The organism is Vibrio sp. HI00D65 (assembly GCF_001635455.1).
GTDB lineage: Bacteria > Pseudomonadota > Gammaproteobacteria > Enterobacterales > Vibrionaceae > Vibrio.
The window spans coordinates 230,337-247,313 of the sequence record NZ_LWEH01000005.1 but is presented as its reverse complement, the minus strand read 5'-3'; the positions used below and the strand labels follow the sequence as shown (position 1 = coordinate 247,313).

Sequence of the window (16,977 nt, the reverse complement as noted above, 5' to 3'; positions counted from 1 at the left end):
CCTATGTGGAAACAATCGCCACTCAGTTGGCCTAATAGCTCACAAGCCATTCAAACCAGTGCCGAGCAGGTAACAGACCAAATCGGCACAACGATGAATGAAGCTGTTGGCCGCTTAACTCACCTTGAAAGTGATGCCAGTTATGGGCGTCACTCTTTAAGTGAAGAAGCGAGTGCTTTGCTTGGCTTGCGTGGTGATCTTGAGTGTTTGTTAAGAGCGGGCACTGTGCTAACCGCCACACCTTATCAGTTTCAAGTGGGTACCAAGTTGGATTCAGGGTGTTACCTGAACCCTCAGGCGGCAGTCCAAGTGTTAGCTGGTAAGTTGCGTGATTATGCTGATAAGTGCCGACCCAATGGTCACCTTCATTGTGTCGCTCTTATGGTGACCGCTTCGCAGTTAGCACAGTTCGCTCATCAGTTGGCGGATCTCGTTTCCGTATTTCCTTTGCCAGATTGGTGTCAGGTGGCTAGACAGACACAAGCACTCGTGACCAATGAAACCGATAAGCTTCACCAACCTGCTGCAATCATCCAACCTCGCTTTAAGCCTATGGCGAAACTCAATGCCAATCCATTGCAGAACGCTTTGCATTGGCAGGGGGCACAAATCGCTACGCTTGAATCGTTAGCTGATGACGCAAACCATGTGATCGGTAAGTTGCAGGCACTGGCAGCAAAACGAGCCAGTAAGTTGGGCGATGTCAAAGCGCATATAAATGCACTTAAAGACTTAAAGGGTAGTGTTTACACTTTTTATGTGTCTGGTAGTGCTGAAAGCATCGCAACGCATATTAGCCAAGCAGGCGCGCCAAACAATCATCCATTCACCGTGGCGAGTCTACTGCTTAGCCATGAACCCATGACCTTTTTTGATGAACTGCTTTGCTAGGAGGTAGTCAATGTTAGCTCTCGATGGTGTGCCGGTTAACTTAGACTCGATGAAAGTTGAAATGTCTATGGAGTTAAAAGACCAAGACATGAGCGGTCAATCATCGGGTACTGATACGGCAGAGCAAGGTGATAAAGGCAAGAAACTGACCTTTAGTGGCCGTGTTCCATTCACACGTGTAGAAACGCTCACCCAGTTGTATTCGCTTGCGTCGGACAAAGACGACACCAACACCCGCAGGGTTTACCGAATTGGTAACGACATTGCGTTGGCACTCAAAATTCGCAACGTGAAATTCACTGGCCGTATCAACGCGAGGGAGCATGAAACTTTACAGGCTTGGAATGTGTCTTTTGAGCTGCGAGAGTACAACAGTGTGGCAGAGCAAAAAGAGCAACGTGCCAAACAGCAAACCAAACCAGAACAGCGAGAAAACACTCGACTAAAACAGGCACTGAATAACGCAGAGGAAGCAACGCAATGAAGCTAGAAAAACGCCTGTTTATTAGTGGTGAAGAAGTCAAACTAGTGAGTAACATGGTGAGCCTAAAGCTATCACTAGGCAGTGTTGCTATCTTCGAAGTTGAAACCAAGGAAAAGCCAGAGCCGTTTGCGTCTGTACGTTTAGATATCGGTTATGAATATAATACTGCTCCTTGGTTTGAAGGGTATATCGACAAAGTCCAACCTGCAGCCAACGGATACCACAAGATTACGGTTAAAGAACTGGCTGGCATTTTGTCTAAACGCTGGGCGGTTAGCCTAGAGCACCCAACCGCAGAGCAGGTGATTGGTGCTCTTTCGGATATGACAGGGCTTGAATTCAATTTGCCTGATGCTGACTACATCAAAACCACGATTCCAAACTTTGTTTGCCAAGGAACGGGCTATCAATGTTTAGAACAAATCGCTAAGGCGTTTTCTATCCCTGACTGTGTTTGGTTCCAACATACCGATCAGGTGGTTTACTTCGGTTCGTATCAAGATAGTCACTTTCACAATAAACCTATGCCGATACCGGAAGAGTTCACCAGTCGCCAAAGTGGTAACAGTGTCACCTTTGTTCCGTTCCCTATGCTAAGGCCGGGCAGAGTCATGAACGACAAGCGCGTGAATCGAGTGGACTTGATTCAAGATGAAATGACCGCTTATTGGAAGACTGAGCAATCCGAAGTTCCACCAAAGAAACGTGAAACGCTGCAGAACTTCCCAGAGTTGGCGGCGGGGTTTCATTTGCCTAAGTTTGGCCGTGTTGAGGCGGTAAGAGACACCGCAATAGCAGGACAAATTGCTGACCCATTCCGCCCAAGATTTGCCGTAGATGTTCAGGTGCTTGATGAAAACTTAAACCCAGATAGTAACGTGCCTGTCTATCGCTCGATTCCACTGCCTGTTCATATGAGTGGGCATGAATCTGGATTGCTGTCTTACCCTCTTGAGGGAACATTAGTTGAAATTGCTTTCGCTTATGGACGGAATGACAGACCTATCATTCGTGGTGTTTATGGCCGTGAATATGCATTGCCATCAATAGAGCCAGGGGAACAACTTCAGCAGCAACGTGAAGAGGTTAGCCACCGAATTGATGCAGCAGGAAACACCACCCAGAAAACTGACCAAACGCAATATCAAAAAGCATTCGAAAAGCTCGAGCAAGCAGAGCGCTATCGTGGTGAATTTGGTCAGCACCATATTTTGGTTGATGAGCACAGTATTGAAGAAGTGATCGGCAAAAAGCTCATTGAGGCACTCGGCGCGATTAACTTAATAGCAGGTGATGACATTGTGCTAGGCAGCTTGGGCAACATGCAAACCGCGACTGCTGGGGAACTGGTAGAGACGATTGGCACAGTTCGCCGAAGCATTGCTGCAGAACACCAATGGTTACAAGCACCCAAAACATGGATTGGTTCAAAAGAAGAGAATGTACTGATTTTGCTGTCTGAACTTATGCAGGTAGTGAAAGAGCTCGCGGACACACTGGCCAGCCATACGCATAGCGGTGTAATGGCAGGCCCTGCAACAACTAAAGCACCAGTGCAAAAAAGTGGTATTCGTGGTCATGGCTCGGATAGCTTCAAACTTAACGTGCGATTAACTCCATTGATTCTTTAAATTGATTGATGACTCAGTTGTTATTAATGGGGGTTATTTTTCAGGAGGGGAACTCAATTTATATATTTAGGGGTATTCTTCATCTGAAAAAGTGAAAAGAATCAGCGATCTTTCTGTATCATTTCGAACTTAGTTTAATTAAATCATGAGTTTAATTATGAAATTACGTTCGATTATTTCCGCCTGCGCGCTGCTGAGTTGCAGCCACACCTTTGCTAGTGAACCAGAAACGGTGGCTTGCGAATCAAATAAACCAGGAACCGTCATGGTTCAAGAAGATGAGTTGTTTGTAGTCGTCAATGACGCACTCATTCGCAACTCAGACTATTGGCAAAACTTTCTGGATGGCAACATTCAACTCTGCACCACTCACGTGACAGACATGAGTGACCTGTTTGCTAAAAACACATACTTCAATCAAGACATCAGCCGTTGGGACACCTCTCGTGTGACCAATATGGACCGCATGTTCTCCGGCGCCAAGCACTTTGACCAAGACTTAACCTACTGGGACGTCAAGCGCGTCTCACGCCATATCGACTTCGCAAAAGGCAGTGGCCTGTCTGAAGATAGCCTTCCAACTTTTACGCAATAACGTCTATTCAACCCTAGGAAAATACAATGAAAAGAACCATAACTTCCCTTCTAGTAGGAACCGCCGCGCTCGCTAGCCAAACTGCATTCGCAGTTGATATCTCAGTAAAATGCCCTGACCAAGCCGTTAACTCTGTGATGCTTGAAAATGGCAAAGTTTATGTCGTGGTGGATAATACTCTAATTAAAAATAAGACTTTGTTAGATAATTTAGAGCAAGGTCATATCCGCTTGTGCACAACACAGGTGACGGATATGAGTAGAGTTTTTTATGACCGAGTTTCTTTTAATACAGATATTAGTGATTGGGATACATCAAATGTGACGAACATGGCTTGGATGTTTAAAGGAGCTAAATCTTTTAACCAAGATATAGGTTATTGGGATACATCGAATGTCAGAGGAATGTACGAAATGTTTAAGGGGGCTAGTACATTCAATCAAGATATAGGTTATTGGGATACATCTAAAGTGACGAATATGCGCTGGATGTTCGGAGCCACAAAATTATTTAACCAAGATATAGGTCACTGGAACACATCAAATGTGACTGATATGGGCTACATGTTTTTTGAATCAGAAGCCTTTAATCAAAATATAGGTCATTGGGATACATCGAATGTGACGGCGATGAACCATATGTTTCAGCACACCGAAGCCTTTAATCAAAATATCGGTCATTGGGATACATCAAATGTGACGAATTTGGACTATATGTTTAGTCATGCAAGTGCCTTTAATCAAAATATCGGTGGGTGGGATACATCGAATGTGACAAGCATGGAAGGCCTGTTCCTAAGAGCACAAGCATTTAATCAAGATATAGGTGCTTGGGATACATCGAATGTGACGGCTTTTAATTTTATGTTTAATGATGCAAGCGCTTTTAACCAATATATCGGTACTTGGGACACATCCAGTGTGAAGGTTATGAAATATATGTTTGCTGGTGCAAGTGCCTTTAACCAAGATATTGGTGCCTGGGATACATCAAATGTGACGAATTTGTCTTTTATGTTTGTGGATGCAAGCGCCTTTAACCAAGATATAGGTGCCTGGGATACATCAAATGTGACGGATTTTGGTTATATGTTTAGTGGTGCAAGTGCCTTTAACCAATATATCGGTGGGTGGGATACATCGAATGTGACAAGTATGAGAGCCCTGTTCTTTAGCGCACAAGCATTTAATCAAGACATAAGTGGGTGGGACACATCGAATGTGACAAGTATGGTTAGCATGTTTTATAACGCAGGTGCCTTTAATCAAGATATAGGTGATTGGGATACATCGAATGTTGTGGGTATGAGATACATGTTTCGTGATACGAAGGCCTTTAACCAAGACTTATCTAACTGGAACGTGAGCAAGGTAACAGACCACACTGACTTTGCGAAAGACAGTGTTCTGACTGAAGAACACCTGCCAATTTTTGTAGACTAATTATCTATTGGTCTAGCTAAACAAAGGCCAGTGTTGATGGATTCAATGCTGGCTTTTTTGTTTACATGTTATTCAGGAAAAAGAGTCATTCGTGCCCACAGAACTGGACATATCACGAAGTGACTTTCAAATACTAAAAGTTATCTGTATTTTTCTAGCTTGAGTAATTGCCCTAAGAAGATTTGTCCAAAAATGAGTTTCAGATGTTTGTAACTAGCAAACGATAAAATGGAATCCTTTTATCAGGCCTCGTATTAACTATACCGATTGATGCTAGAGCACATCAAACATCAGATAGAGTGGTTAGGTGGGCAGTACACTCATCGCCACATTGCCGCCACCTATTAATTGATTTGGTTGTAAGTGATTGTTTTTAATGATTTATTTTTGGCAATCAATAAAACCCCAAGTATTGTAGATGCTTGGGGGGGGGGTTGTTCGTCCTGTAATCAGGTGACATTAAGCTTTTAGCTAATCAGACCAAGAGATTTGATTTCGTCCATTTTTCTTTGAAATATAGAGTGCTTGGTCCGCGTCATCAATGAGTTGCTCGACGGAACCTAGTGCTTGAGAAGCGTGTTTGACACCGATTGAAATTGTAACTTCTAATCTAAGTCTAGAAGGGCACTCCAGTAGAGAACCTACGAGGGATTGAATCGATTCCTTAGTACTACCTTGAACCAGTATCAGAAACTCTTCGCCGCCGTATCGAAAACAGTTACTTCCAAGTGGCAGTCTTTTCTGAATCTCAATGGCCAAATCTTTAATGACCAAATCGCCCATTTGGTGGCCGTATGTATCGTTGATCGCTTTGAAATGGTCAATGTCTATCATAATCGATGTGATCGATTGTTTGCGGTTAATGCTTGGTTCAATAACCTGATGTAAGTAAAGTCGGTTGCAGCAGCCGGTAAGCGCGTCTTTATAAGATAGTGCTTCAAACATATTCGATTGTTTACGTAATTGTATCGCTTGTTTACGAAGTTGTTCAGACTGTGCGAAGCGTTTATGTACTTCTAAGTCACGCCGAATACAGGCTGCAGAAATCAAGACATAGCCAGATAAGTAAACTGAAATTGTCTCAATTTCGTGAGTAGGTTCTGCTTCGTATAGTAGGGGAGATAGACCGATCAGATACGCGGAAAAGATAAATGAAAGCGTCGTAATGCTGTATTTGGCAGACAATCGAGAATAAGTACCTATGTAGATCATCACTAGAATGATGCCACCTTGGTAGTTAAAATTCCCTAAATCAATAGCGAGTCGACCAACATAGACCAAAAACAGAGAGCTAATAACAAGAAAGGTACTTTCTACGAACTCTAAAACGTTAGGTTTGTTTTTGATGCAGTAATGAGCAACGGCCATCATTATCAAGAACAAGAGAATACGTAAGATGATTGGTGTAACGCACTCCGTACCGAAGTGAATATAGTCAGTGACAACAAAAGCGCAGAATATTGAGATCGGAATGTAGATGAAATTTATGTACGGCAGATAAATTTCGTTGTCGAAATAGGTTTTAAATCGCTGATTTTTGAACCCAGTATAAGAGCGCATTGAGAAGCTAGCCGTAATTCATACACAATAATTTGCGTAGTATGTCACAGTCTTGATGATTGTAAACGCGCATTTCTATTGACTTGTCAGTATGTTAGCTTGATCAACAAAGGAGGGGCGCAATATTCACGTCCTACATGAAATAGAACGTGAACATGTCTAGAGGGATATATAAGAGTGATTAATCGTAATTAACGCTTGTTCTTCAAGTAACGTTTCCGACGCTCTTCTTTTTTCTTAGCTTGTTGCTCTGCTTTCAGTGCAGCGGCTTCTTCAACTTCGATCAGCTCTTTAGTGATCATTTCTGGCAGCTCTAGAGTTACTTTACCCAAAGTGCCGTTACGAAGTTCATGCAGTAAGATCTCAGAACACTTATGGAGGTCAATATGACCACCAGCACGAAGTGCACCGCGTTTACGACCAATAGCTTCCATCAGCTCGATATCAGACTCTGGTAGCTCTTCAATTTGGTAACGCTCTTGCAGTAGGTGGGGGTACTGCTTCGCAAGATATTCAACGGTGTAGAATGCTACTTCATCGTATTCCATCGCTGTATCTTTTACTGCACCTGTAGCCGCTAGACGGAAACCACTGTGTGGGTTTTCTACTTTAGGCCAGAGGATCCCTGGGGTATCAGAAAGAATCACGCCGTTTTGTAGGTTAATACGCTGTTGACGACGCGTTACCGCAGGTTGGTTACCTGTTACAGCGATTGTACGTCCTGCTAGGCAGTTGATGATGGTTGATTTCCCCACATTTGGGATACCCATGATCATAGTACGAATGTTTTTACCAATCTCTTCACGGTGCGGTGCAAGCTTACGAACCAGCTCCATGATGTGGTTCACTTCTTCTTTAACGCTGGTGGTAATTGCAATAGCCTTTACACCTTGCTCTTTTTCGAAATGCTCGATCCAACATTCAGTTAACTCTGGGTCCGCAAGGTCACGCTTGTTCAGTACTTTTACACAAGGCTTATCGCCGCGCAGTGTGGAGATCATAGGGTTTTCACTACTGAACGGGATACGCGCATCCAGTACTTCGATGATCACATCAACCTGTGGGATAACTTCTTCGATTTCTTTGCGGGCTTTATGCATGTGACCCGGAAACCATTGAATAGACATAGAGATAAACCTTGATAAATATAGTTGCTACACATTGTAAGGGTTCAATAGGGCGTGTAAAGCCATATCTATCCTGACGTTTAATGAGCTATGTGAATTTGCTTGAAGTATAGGCGGCTTGGTGATGATTACTCAGCTCGTGATTAACTTAATGTGTTGAAAGCCATCATTTATGCGTAGTCACCTTTTCTACTTCCCTCTTGATACGCTTTGATCGTATTGAACAGGTAGGTGATTTCAGCTTACTAAGTTCTGGATCCCTAAAATCGTTGGCGTGTAATGAGAAAGAGAGTAGCAATTAGGAAGATTATAGATTTACTAAACACGTATATACTTGTGAGAAAACAAAAGTATAAAGCTTCCCCTTAGGGGAAGCTCAAGTATTAATTTCAATAGATTGAGAACTTTGGAGAGAGTTACAGCGCTTTTTCTAATTCCGTTAGGAATCGAGAAATATCCTCTGCGCTAATGTCGCGGTGAGTAACAAAACGTACAGGGTTACCAGGTGTCATTGTAATACCTTGTTCGCTAAGTTCACCTGCAATACAGTTAATATCCACTGACTCGTCTAACTTCGCAAATACGATATTCGTTTGAACAAAATCAGGGTTCACCGAGAAGCCTTCCAATTTACTCAAGCCAATAGCCAGGTTTTTCGCGTTCTCGTGGTCAGTTTTGAGCTGAGCAACGTTTTCTGTCAGCACCATTTTTCCTGCTGCAGCAAGAATACCCGCTTGGCGCATACCACCACCGACCATTTTACGTAGGCGACGGGCTTTCGCTATGTACTCTTTGCTACCGAGTAGTAATGAACCAATCGGAGCACCTAAACCCTTCGATAAGCAGATTGTCATCGAGTCGAAGTATTGGGCGATCTCTTTTATGTGGACATTTAATGCAACTGCTGCGTTGTATACTCGCGCGCCGTCTAGGTGCATTTTTAAGCCGTGCTGGTTTACGAAATCGCGAGCTTCGGCTAAGTAAGACATCGGAAGTACTTTGCCATTAATGGTGTTCTCTAGGCTTAAAAGCTTAGTACGTGCGAAATGGCTATCATCGGGTTTAATCGCAGCGGCAAGTTTTTTAAAGTCTAGTGTGCCGTCTGGATTGTTTTCGATCGGTTGTGGCTGAATGGAACCAAGTACCGCCGCACCCCCAGCTTCATATTTGTAATTATGTGCTTGTTGGCCACAAAGATACTCGTCACCACGCTCACAGTGTGCCATTAGGCCAAGTAGGTTTGCTTGAGTACCTGATGAGGTGAACATTGCTGCTTCAAAACCTGTTTCGTTTGCAGCCCACTGCTCAAGTTCATTTACGGTTGGGTCGTCACCGTACACATCATCGCCTACAGCTGCGTTCGCCATTACTTCGCGCATAGCTTGTGAAGGTTTGGTTACGGTATCAGAACGAAAGTCCATGTTTTTCTCCTAGAGTACTTTAGGTAGCCATATAATTGGCTATAGATGGCCACATAGTTGGGCTTTACTTAAACAAGCGATAGTTTTGGTGTCGGTGATTTGATCGTTTCTTATTTTATCGTGCAGTTCTTCTAAGCTAAGTTCGATCACTTCTATTACTTCATCTTCATCACATTCAAAGCGGGTAGTGAGGTTGAGCTGTTTTGCTACGAACAAATGCTGAATCTCATCACAGAAGCCAGCGAGTGGGGTAACTTGCCCCAGACTTTGGAATGACTCTGCGCTATAACCGGTTTCTTCTTCTAGCTCACGTTGAGCACACTCAAGTGGTGTTTCACTGACTTCCATCGTGCCTGCGGGCAGTTCTAAAAGCCACTTTTTAAGTGAAGGGCGAAACTGGTTGATCAGGATGATTTTTCCAGAAGACGTAATAGGAAGAATAACGGCGGCACCAGGGTGATTAATTGTTGTATGTTTTACCACGACGTTCGTAGGGAGCGTCACGTTCTCTTCTATGAGAGAAATACTTTTCCATTGATGGATAACTTTATTCATGCAGTCTGGCCACATTCCTTGCCAATTTTTCGTATTCGAAAGACGTGCCCCACCATAACGCCTATGGTGTCGAAAATAAAAGAAAATTTAGGCAAAGTTTTGAACTAAATTTCACACCATTCGTGACTCTTATCTCAAATTTGCAATCTATGATTACACCGAAATTACGGGCGTAACCATCTGATATAAATGCAAGTCAATAATAAAATACACTTGTAACAAAGTGCTAACAAATGTATAAAAACAAACCTACACTCTTTATTGTCCAAAGATTTTCGGAGTAATGCATGACCCCTTCTATTTCTTCACATGCTGACAAGGCGCTACTCTCTGAAAGAATTAACAAATTAGCGCATGCTCTCTCTGATGGTGTCTATGAAAGAGAAGATACCATCAAGCTCTGTTTACTGGCTGCTTTGGCTGGTGAAAGTGTTTTCCTACTAGGCCCTCCAGGCATTGCAAAAAGTCTTATCGCTAAACGCCTAATCCAAGCTTTCGATAACAGCAGCTATTTCGAATATTTGATGACACGCTTTTCTACGCCTGAAGAGGTGTTTGGCCCTTTAAGTATCCAAGAATTAAAAGACAATGGTCGCTATGTAAGGCTGACTGAAGGCTATCTACCAACGGCTCAAGTGGTCTTCCTTGATGAAATTTGGAAAGCTGGTCCTGCGATCCTTAATACACTTCTTACTGTTGTGAACGAAAAAACGTTCAAGAATGGTAGCGATATTGAACGCGTACCAATGCGCTTATTGGTATCAGCATCTAATGAACTTCCAGACGAAGACAGCGGCCTAGAAGCTCTTTATGACCGTATGCTTGTGCGAGTGTTTGTAAACCGAATCCAGAACAAACAAAACTTCAAATCGATGCTAACTGCGGGTACTTCTCAAGAAGCTGAGATCCCGAAGGGTTTGGCGATTACTGATATTGAATATCACCAGTGGCAAAAAGAACTCGATAAGCTTGAACTGACGGACAACGCCTTCAACAAGCTGTATGAGTTGAAGACTATGCTAGAAGAGACAGTGACACAGCAGGGTTCAACTTCTGAATCTGATTTGTATGTTTCAGATAGACGTTGGAAGAAAGCTGTGAAGTTGCTGAAGGCGAGTGCGTTCTTCAGTGGTCGTGACAGCGTAAACCCTCTCGATATTCTTTTACTGCAAGATTGTTTATGGCACAGCCCTGAATCTCGAGATGTGGTTCGTAGTGTGGTTAAAGACTTTGCGTTGAACCGAGCTTTCGATCAGCAAGAGTCTAAAGCTCAAATCGAAATGTCACGTGAAGAGCTTGAAGATATCCAAGACGAAGTTGAAGCAACACTCTCTGTTTCACTCTCTATGGAAACAACCAGTGGCCTTCTACGTAAAGACGTTTACCACAACGATGTTAAAAACGCGAAGACGTACAGCGTCGGCAGCGCTTACAACTTAGTGAAGTTAGTTCTGCTGCAAAGCAACATGTCAGTTTCAGAATCAGAGAAAGGTGATAGCCGCTGGGTTTACGTAGCGAAAGATGATTTCGACCGTGTGCTTAAAGAAGGGCACGGAGATATTTACGGTTACGTAAACGAAAACAAGAATCTATGTCGCTTGAAGTTGGATCTTGATGCATCGAACCAATTAGTGATTAAAGACATCGCGAATCGCTCGGTATTAGTGAGTGTGGTGACAACGGATGGTTTGGACCAAGAGCTTTACAATAAATGGTTGAGTGGTGCTGAGCGAGCACTTGAGCAGTTAAACGAAGCTGAATTCAAGTTAAAGCGAGTGCGCAACGATTTCCACGACGCGCTGCCTCACAACTATATCGACCCAGAGCTACCAAAAGCGATGGAGTCAAGTTTGCAAGCGGTAGTACAAGAGCTTGAGACTGCGAAAGTGAAGAGCAGCAAGATTGCTCAGCGTCTTAAATTTATGAGTCAGTACTTCGAGTAGAGGGGACAAGTATGTTAGGAGCAGACGGTTTAAACCTTGCTTTAATGGTTGCTGACTCTGGCATCATTGATACGGCGATGAATGATCTCATTGCCCGTTCTCAAGTGATGATAGCTGCCGAGAATAAAGGGGTTAAAACGTCGGTTAAAAACCACCTAGTGAAATGGCGCGGTAAAGTAAAAAAACGCGTCACTAAGGTGTGTGAGACCGACCGATTCCAAGAAGAAATCGCCCTTTACCAAGAAGTAATTCACTGGGATGAGCCCCAGTTTTTTGATGAGGTTGATAGTGTCATCAAAAGGCTGGAGTGGCACTCAGCGTTTTACCTACAAGCTAGACGCCTGATAGAAAACAACAAGGGTGTTTACAATGCAATGTTCCCGCACTACTTCTGCGATCAGTGGTATCAATCGTTGTCAGATGCCATCAAGCAAGCTCAAGTAACAGAACTTGAAACCAGCAAAGAGAAAGTTTTAGCGGATCTCTACCAACGCATGGAAACCATGAAAAACATGGATAAAGTGACGGAATCTGGAGATGAAGGAAGCGTAGGACGTTTGTGGGACATGGCTTCTGCTAAGTTGAGTAAAACAGACTTAACGGTAATGAAGCGTCACGCAGAGTTTTTAAATAAACACAAAGGCCTACAAGAGATCGCCGAGAAACTGGGACGTATGGCGGGCATGGAAGACGATCCTTCTTTATATAAAGCCCCTGTAGAAGAACTGCAGATGGTCGAAGAGAAAAGTGATGAAGCCGTTGACGATATCGTTGGGATTCATGAAAGCGATGATCTTAACAAGATGCTGCCAAACGAGACTATGTTCTTGGCGTACCCAGAGCTTGAAGTTATCTTCTACAAACACTTGGCGGATAAACGCTTACTGAGCTACCGCTCCAAAGGTAAGTCTCGTACGTTACGTAAAGTTAAGGCACAAAAGCCAGACAGTAAACAAGTTGATATCGAAAAGGGGCCGTTTATCGTTTGTGTAGACGCTTCCGGTTCTATGAGTGGTTTCCCTGAACAATCTGCTAAAGCAATGGCCTATGCACTAATGCAAATTGCTTTGGCGGAAGAGAGGGACTGTTACGTGATCCTTTTCTCTTCAGAACAGATCACTTATGAGCTAACAAGACAAGATGGCTTACGTGAAGCGAGCGACTTCTTGAGTTACTCATTCCACGGAGGCACAGATTTGGAACCTGTATTGATGAAATCGATCGATTTGATGACAGGTGACAAATACAAGAATGCCGATTTAATCGTACTGTCTGATTTTATTGCCCCTAAGCAGTCTGATGAGATGATCGCTCAGGTTGAAAAGCTGAAGGAACATAAAAACCGTTTCCACGCAGTGAGCCTTTCTAAGTACGGCAATCCTCAATTGATGAGCATGTTTGATCATTGTTGGGCATATCACCCGAGCTTGGTTGGTCGTTTCATGAAAAAATGGTAGATCGTGAATCATTAGTTTAAATCATTTCACTGTATGTTTTTTAGCTGAAAAGATCGAACATGCAGCGATTTGATTTAAATGTCAGCAAGCAGAATTTAAATTCACTTTTTTGTTTGACTATCTCTCCTTAATCCGTAAAGTAGGCACCCGAACACAGTGGAGTGACTTACTAAGTCCCTAACGTGTTTGAATAAAAGGCGCCTTGGCAGAGTGGCTATGCAGCGGATTGCAAATCCGTGGACCTCGGTTCGACTCCGGGAGGCGCCTCCATTCTTTCTCTTAGTTTGATAAGTTAAGATAGATTCGAATGAAATTGCGATACTAGCTCAGTTGGTAGAGCGCAACCTTGCCAAGGTTGAGGTCATCGGTTCGAACCCGATGTATCGCTCCAAATTTTGTAGTGTTGATTGATATTGACATTAAGGTGGTGTTTTACTTTTCAGTAATCGGCATCGCAATAAAGAATTGCGTGCCCTGGTGGTGGAATTGGTAGACACAAGGGATTTAAAATCCCTCGACGTTCGCGTTGTGCCGGTTCAAGTCCGGCCCGGGGCACCATCTATTTGGTTGTTACTTACCTAGGTGGCTTCCGAAAGAGTTGTTCTCTTAAAACACAATTGAAGGCGCCTTGGCAGAGTGGCTATGCAGCGGATTGCAAATCCGTGGACCTCGGTTCGACTCCGGGAGGCGCCTCCATCATTCAGGAAAAACCAGTCCTAGCGGCTGGTTTTTTCGTTTCTGGCGCATTACTTTTTATCTGCTTATCTGCTTATCTGCTTATCTGCTTATCTGCTTATCTGCTCTGTTTCAGCATTTTGTATTTATTTTTCACTTTGTTTTCTACAACTCGTTTTTTGTGGCTGCATAATCTTTATCTTTAATAAACCAGTAAATAAATCAAAGTCACAATTAAACATAATGCCCAATTTGTTTCATCTTTTTTGGGGATAACCTTAATAAAAACATAAGTATGGGTGATAGGATTTCTCTTTATATTTCTTTAATTGTCCTATAAGAGGTTCTTAATATGCAATTAAGTCTAAAAAGGAAAATGGTTTTCTCTGTAGTTTTGGCGATTGTTTTTACATCCGCAATTCTTCTTTTTATGGGTTATAAGATTTTTCAAAGTAAAAGCTGGCAGGCTATAGAGAGTGAAAGTCGTAACACGTTGAACGCCCATGCTAAAGGGATCAGTGATTGGTTTTACGACAAGAAACAAGCCGTACATGGTCTTAAACAACAAGTTCAACTTAACCCTTCATTAGATATTGTCCCATATTTACGTCAAATCCTTGCCTCTGGTGGCTTTGGATTGAGTTATTACGGTAACAAAGACGGCGAAATGTTCCGTCATGATCCTTCCCTCAATAAAGCAGGGTATGACCCAAGAGTTCGTGGTTAGTATAAAGAGACGTTAGCGAAAAACAAAGCCGTCACAACTAAGCCATATGTAAGCGTCACGATGCAGACGCTTGTGGTTACACTGATCGATCCGGTCACCGAGAACGGGTCTATTATTGGTGTTGTTGCTTCGAACCTCGCCCTGGACAAGCTGATTAAAGACGTATTAGCTATCCAGGTGCCAGGAAATGGTCGAGCAATTCTTATCGACAAACAAGGTACCGTTGTCGCTCACTAAAACGAAGACTTTATTCTCAAACAGGTGAACGATATCGCTCCTGAGCTAAGTGTTGCTAGTTTAAACAGTGCAGCGCAGAATCTAACGACGATCTTTACCCAAGTTGATGGTCATGAACGAGTGATCATGGCAGAGCCAATCAGTGGTACGGACTGGTTGCTTGTGATTGAGATGGATAAAGATGTTTTGGAACAACCTCTATTTGACATGTTGGTCAGTTAGATCACGACAGGTTTGATTGTTCTAATTGTGATGGCTGCGGCTACGTCTTGGTTTGTTGCTCGCCAGTTGGTAGATCTAAGACGAGTAAGTGAAGCTCTGGCAGATATCGCAGAGGGTGACGGTGATTTAACTCAACGCCTTTAAGTCTCCAGCAAAGACGAAGTTGGTCAGCTCGCTGATAAATTTAATGTGTTTGTCGATCGACTGCATGGAATGATGACCAACGTTACGCAAGTCTCTACAGCGATGAACGACGCTGCTGAGCATGCCAATGAGAGTGCTCTAAAACGTAGCGATAGCGTAAGCCGACAGCAAGATGAAATTACGATGGTGGCAATAGCGGTAACTGAAATGGAGACTGCGACGGCTGAGATAGCTTCTAACGCGGACAATACAGCGAAAAGTGCGAGTCATTCAGTTGAATTAAGCGAACAAGGCTTCCAACAGATGGCAAAAAGCCAATCATCAATCAATGAGCTTGCTACTGAACTGACGAGCGCTGTATCTATCATTAGTGAGTTGGAAGAACATGGACAACAAATCGCGTCTATCTTAGCGACGATACGCGAGATAGCTAAACAAACTAACCTATTAGCACTTAATGCTGCGATTGAAGCGGCGAGGGCTGGGGAACAAGGTCGTGGCTTTGCGGTGGTAGCGGATGAGGTTCGAGTACTGTCTCAACGTACTCATGCGTCAACTGAAGAAATAGAAGATAAGATCAAGCGTTTGCAGCAAGCAACGAATAGTGCGGTTAAAGTGATGACTCAAAGTCACGATATGGCGGAGACAAGCGTGCACGATGTTGATATGGCTGGAGAGAGTCTCGCTCAAATCCGTGAAGCGATTCAAGTTATCAGTGATATGGCGACTCAGATTGCTTCTGCTGCTGAAGAGCAGTCACTGGTCACAGCGGAAATCAACGCTAATACAGAATCAGTTCGTGAAGTGAGTGACGTTATGGCGCTTGATGCGACGGATGCAGTGTCTCAGCCTGATCAGCTAAGCCATTTAGCGAGTGAATTGAAACAAGAGTTGTCTCGATTTAAGCTTTAACAACTAATGCACGATCGAGATAGGCTAGGAAATTCAGAGCACAGACTGTACTCAGTTTGTGCTCTCTCTTTATGGTGGTGAGACGAGTCTCAGTGCTGATCAAAAAAGTCTTTATTACGTATGTATTTACTCATCAAGTGATAAGAGAATGGCCTAATCAACCAACTAAAGAGGGATCGCCCTAAGCGAATAAAAGTCGGTGTATTTTCATAGATACGCCCGTTATAAAGCCAAAGTATCTTCCCCACATGCCAATACAGTAAAGGTACTGGTGGCATGAAGGTAACAATGTCAATGTCACAACAAATGCGGTAGGTCTTTTTACTCAAGCGATAATGTTTCTTGAAGTTCCAATCACCAATAGCAGGCTGTCCAAAGGTCACGATACGTTTTATGCAGCCCGGGTATTTCTTGTCAAAATAATCCGCAATGACACAACCAATCGCACCGCCAGAAGAGTGCCCGGTAATAGCGATTCTTTTTCCTTGTTCTAATAAGGGGACGAGAACCGTTTCTAGTCGCTCAATCACATTCAAGCCTAACTTGTCTTCATTTCGACTTGGTTGACTCTCTTGAAACATCAGGTGATAAAACCCAGCGTGAACTCGATAGTTGAGTCCAATTCTTTTGCAGCTTCTCGTCCATAAAGCAAAGTTAAACAGCCAATCTGAAACACTGTGTGACCCTTTAATAACCACGACCACTTCATCTTTGTCTTTACTCCACAGCACGCGAATCATGGTTTTACCAAACTCACTTTTGATGACTCTCTGACCGTTTGGAGCAAACCCATAACGAGTTTGTTTGAACCCACGAGAGTAGGCGAGGTTACAGAGAACGGCATAGCGCTCATACTGGTATCGTTTTAGTGGTTTCACGGGCTCTCATCGTTTTAACTGTATCTTAACTAATATAGCCCTAGATTGTGAAACAGAGATGAAGGGGGTTAATAAA

12 protein-coding genes, 3 tRNA genes and 1 pseudogene are annotated in these 16,977 nt (G+C 43.3%); 11 read left to right on the top strand and 5 right to left on the bottom strand.

Translation table 11 applies throughout. The features are described 5' to 3' along the window. Positions 1-3 precede the first annotated feature (3 nt). The 5 genes from A3712_RS02125 to A3712_RS02105 all read left to right on the top strand — a co-directional run bounded on the left by A3712_RS02125 (position 4) and on the right by A3712_RS02105 (position 5,043). Entirely contained in the window at positions 4-891 is an 888-nt protein-coding gene (locus tag A3712_RS02125; protein WP_063522077.1) for a hypothetical protein, read from the top strand. Between the two features lie 10 nt (positions 892-901). Beyond that, on the top strand, positions 902-1,375 hold the full coding sequence (locus A3712_RS02120) for a baseplate complex protein (protein WP_063522076.1): 474 nt from the start codon (positions 902-904) through the stop codon (positions 1,373-1,375). Beyond that, entirely contained in the window at positions 1,372-3,006 is a 1,635-nt protein-coding gene (locus A3712_RS02115) for a hypothetical protein (protein WP_063522075.1), read from the top strand. The genes A3712_RS02120 and A3712_RS02115 overlap by 4 nt, the downstream gene beginning before the upstream one ends. Positions 3,007-3,163: 157 nt before the next feature. Beyond that, on the top strand, positions 3,164-3,601 hold the full coding sequence (locus tag A3712_RS02110; RefSeq protein WP_063522074.1) for a BspA family leucine-rich repeat surface protein: 438 nt from the start codon (positions 3,164-3,166) through the stop codon (positions 3,599-3,601). 26 nt (positions 3,602-3,627) lie between these two features. After that, positions 3,628-5,043, top strand: coding sequence for a BspA family leucine-rich repeat surface protein (locus tag A3712_RS02105; protein WP_063522073.1), 1,416 nt, complete (start codon positions 3,628-3,630; stop codon positions 5,041-5,043). 471 nt (positions 5,044-5,514) lie between these two features. On the opposite strand, the gene A3712_RS02100 is transcribed toward A3712_RS02105, so the two are convergent. From A3712_RS02100 to A3712_RS02085, 4 genes are all read right to left on the bottom strand, one after another. After that, positions 5,515-6,540 (bottom strand): GGDEF domain-containing protein, encoded by a 1,026-nt coding sequence (locus A3712_RS02100; RefSeq protein ID WP_063522106.1) that lies wholly within the window; start codon positions 6,538-6,540, stop codon positions 5,515-5,517. Positions 6,541-6,794: 254 nt separating this feature from the next. Next, a complete protein-coding gene (gene ylqF, locus A3712_RS02095) occupies positions 6,795-7,730 on the bottom strand; it encodes a ribosome biogenesis GTPase YlqF (RefSeq protein ID WP_063522072.1) in 936 nt (311 codons plus the stop codon). Positions 7,731-8,146: 416 nt separating this feature from the next. After that, complete coding sequence (gene ltaE, locus A3712_RS02090; protein ID WP_063522071.1) at positions 8,147-9,151, bottom strand: low-specificity L-threonine aldolase; 1,005 nt, start codon at positions 9,149-9,151, stop codon at positions 8,147-8,149. A 39-nt stretch (positions 9,152-9,190) separates the two neighbouring features. Next, the gene (locus A3712_RS02085) at positions 9,191-9,706 is read right to left on the bottom strand and encodes an NUDIX hydrolase (RefSeq protein ID WP_063522070.1); all 516 of its coding nucleotides are present in this window, start codon (positions 9,704-9,706) and stop codon (positions 9,191-9,193) included. A gap of 287 nt (positions 9,707-9,993) precedes the next feature. On the opposite strand from A3712_RS02085, the gene A3712_RS02080 reads away from it, so the two are divergent. The 6 genes and pseudogenes from A3712_RS02080 (at position 9,994) to A3712_RS02055 (ending at position 16,023) form a co-directional block, all read left to right on the top strand. Continuing rightward, positions 9,994-11,649, top strand: a complete 1,656-nt coding sequence (locus tag A3712_RS02080) for an ATPase RavA domain-containing protein (RefSeq protein WP_063522069.1) — start codon at positions 9,994-9,996, stop codon at positions 11,647-11,649. An 11-nt stretch (positions 11,650-11,660) separates the two neighbouring features. Next, entirely contained in the window at positions 11,661-13,106 is a 1,446-nt protein-coding gene (viaA, locus tag A3712_RS02075; protein ID WP_063522068.1) for an ATPase RavA stimulator ViaA, read from the top strand. A gap of 196 nt (positions 13,107-13,302) precedes the next feature. After that, a tRNA-Cys gene (locus tag A3712_RS02070) sits at positions 13,303-13,376 on the top strand. 201 nt (positions 13,377-13,577) lie between these two features. Further along, positions 13,578-13,664, top strand: a tRNA-Leu gene (locus tag A3712_RS02065). A 64-nt stretch (positions 13,665-13,728) separates the two neighbouring features. Then, a tRNA-Cys gene (locus A3712_RS02060) sits at positions 13,729-13,802 on the top strand. Between the two features lie 331 nt (positions 13,803-14,133). Then, a pseudogene (locus tag A3712_RS02055) lies at positions 14,134-16,023 on the top strand (methyl-accepting chemotaxis protein). Between the two features lie 89 nt (positions 16,024-16,112). Here the strand turns inward: A3712_RS02055 and A3712_RS02050 are convergent. Further along, on the bottom strand, positions 16,113-16,901 hold the full coding sequence (locus A3712_RS02050) for a lipase family protein (RefSeq protein WP_063522067.1): 789 nt from the start codon (positions 16,899-16,901) through the stop codon (positions 16,113-16,115). Positions 16,902-16,977: the final 76 nt, after the last annotated feature.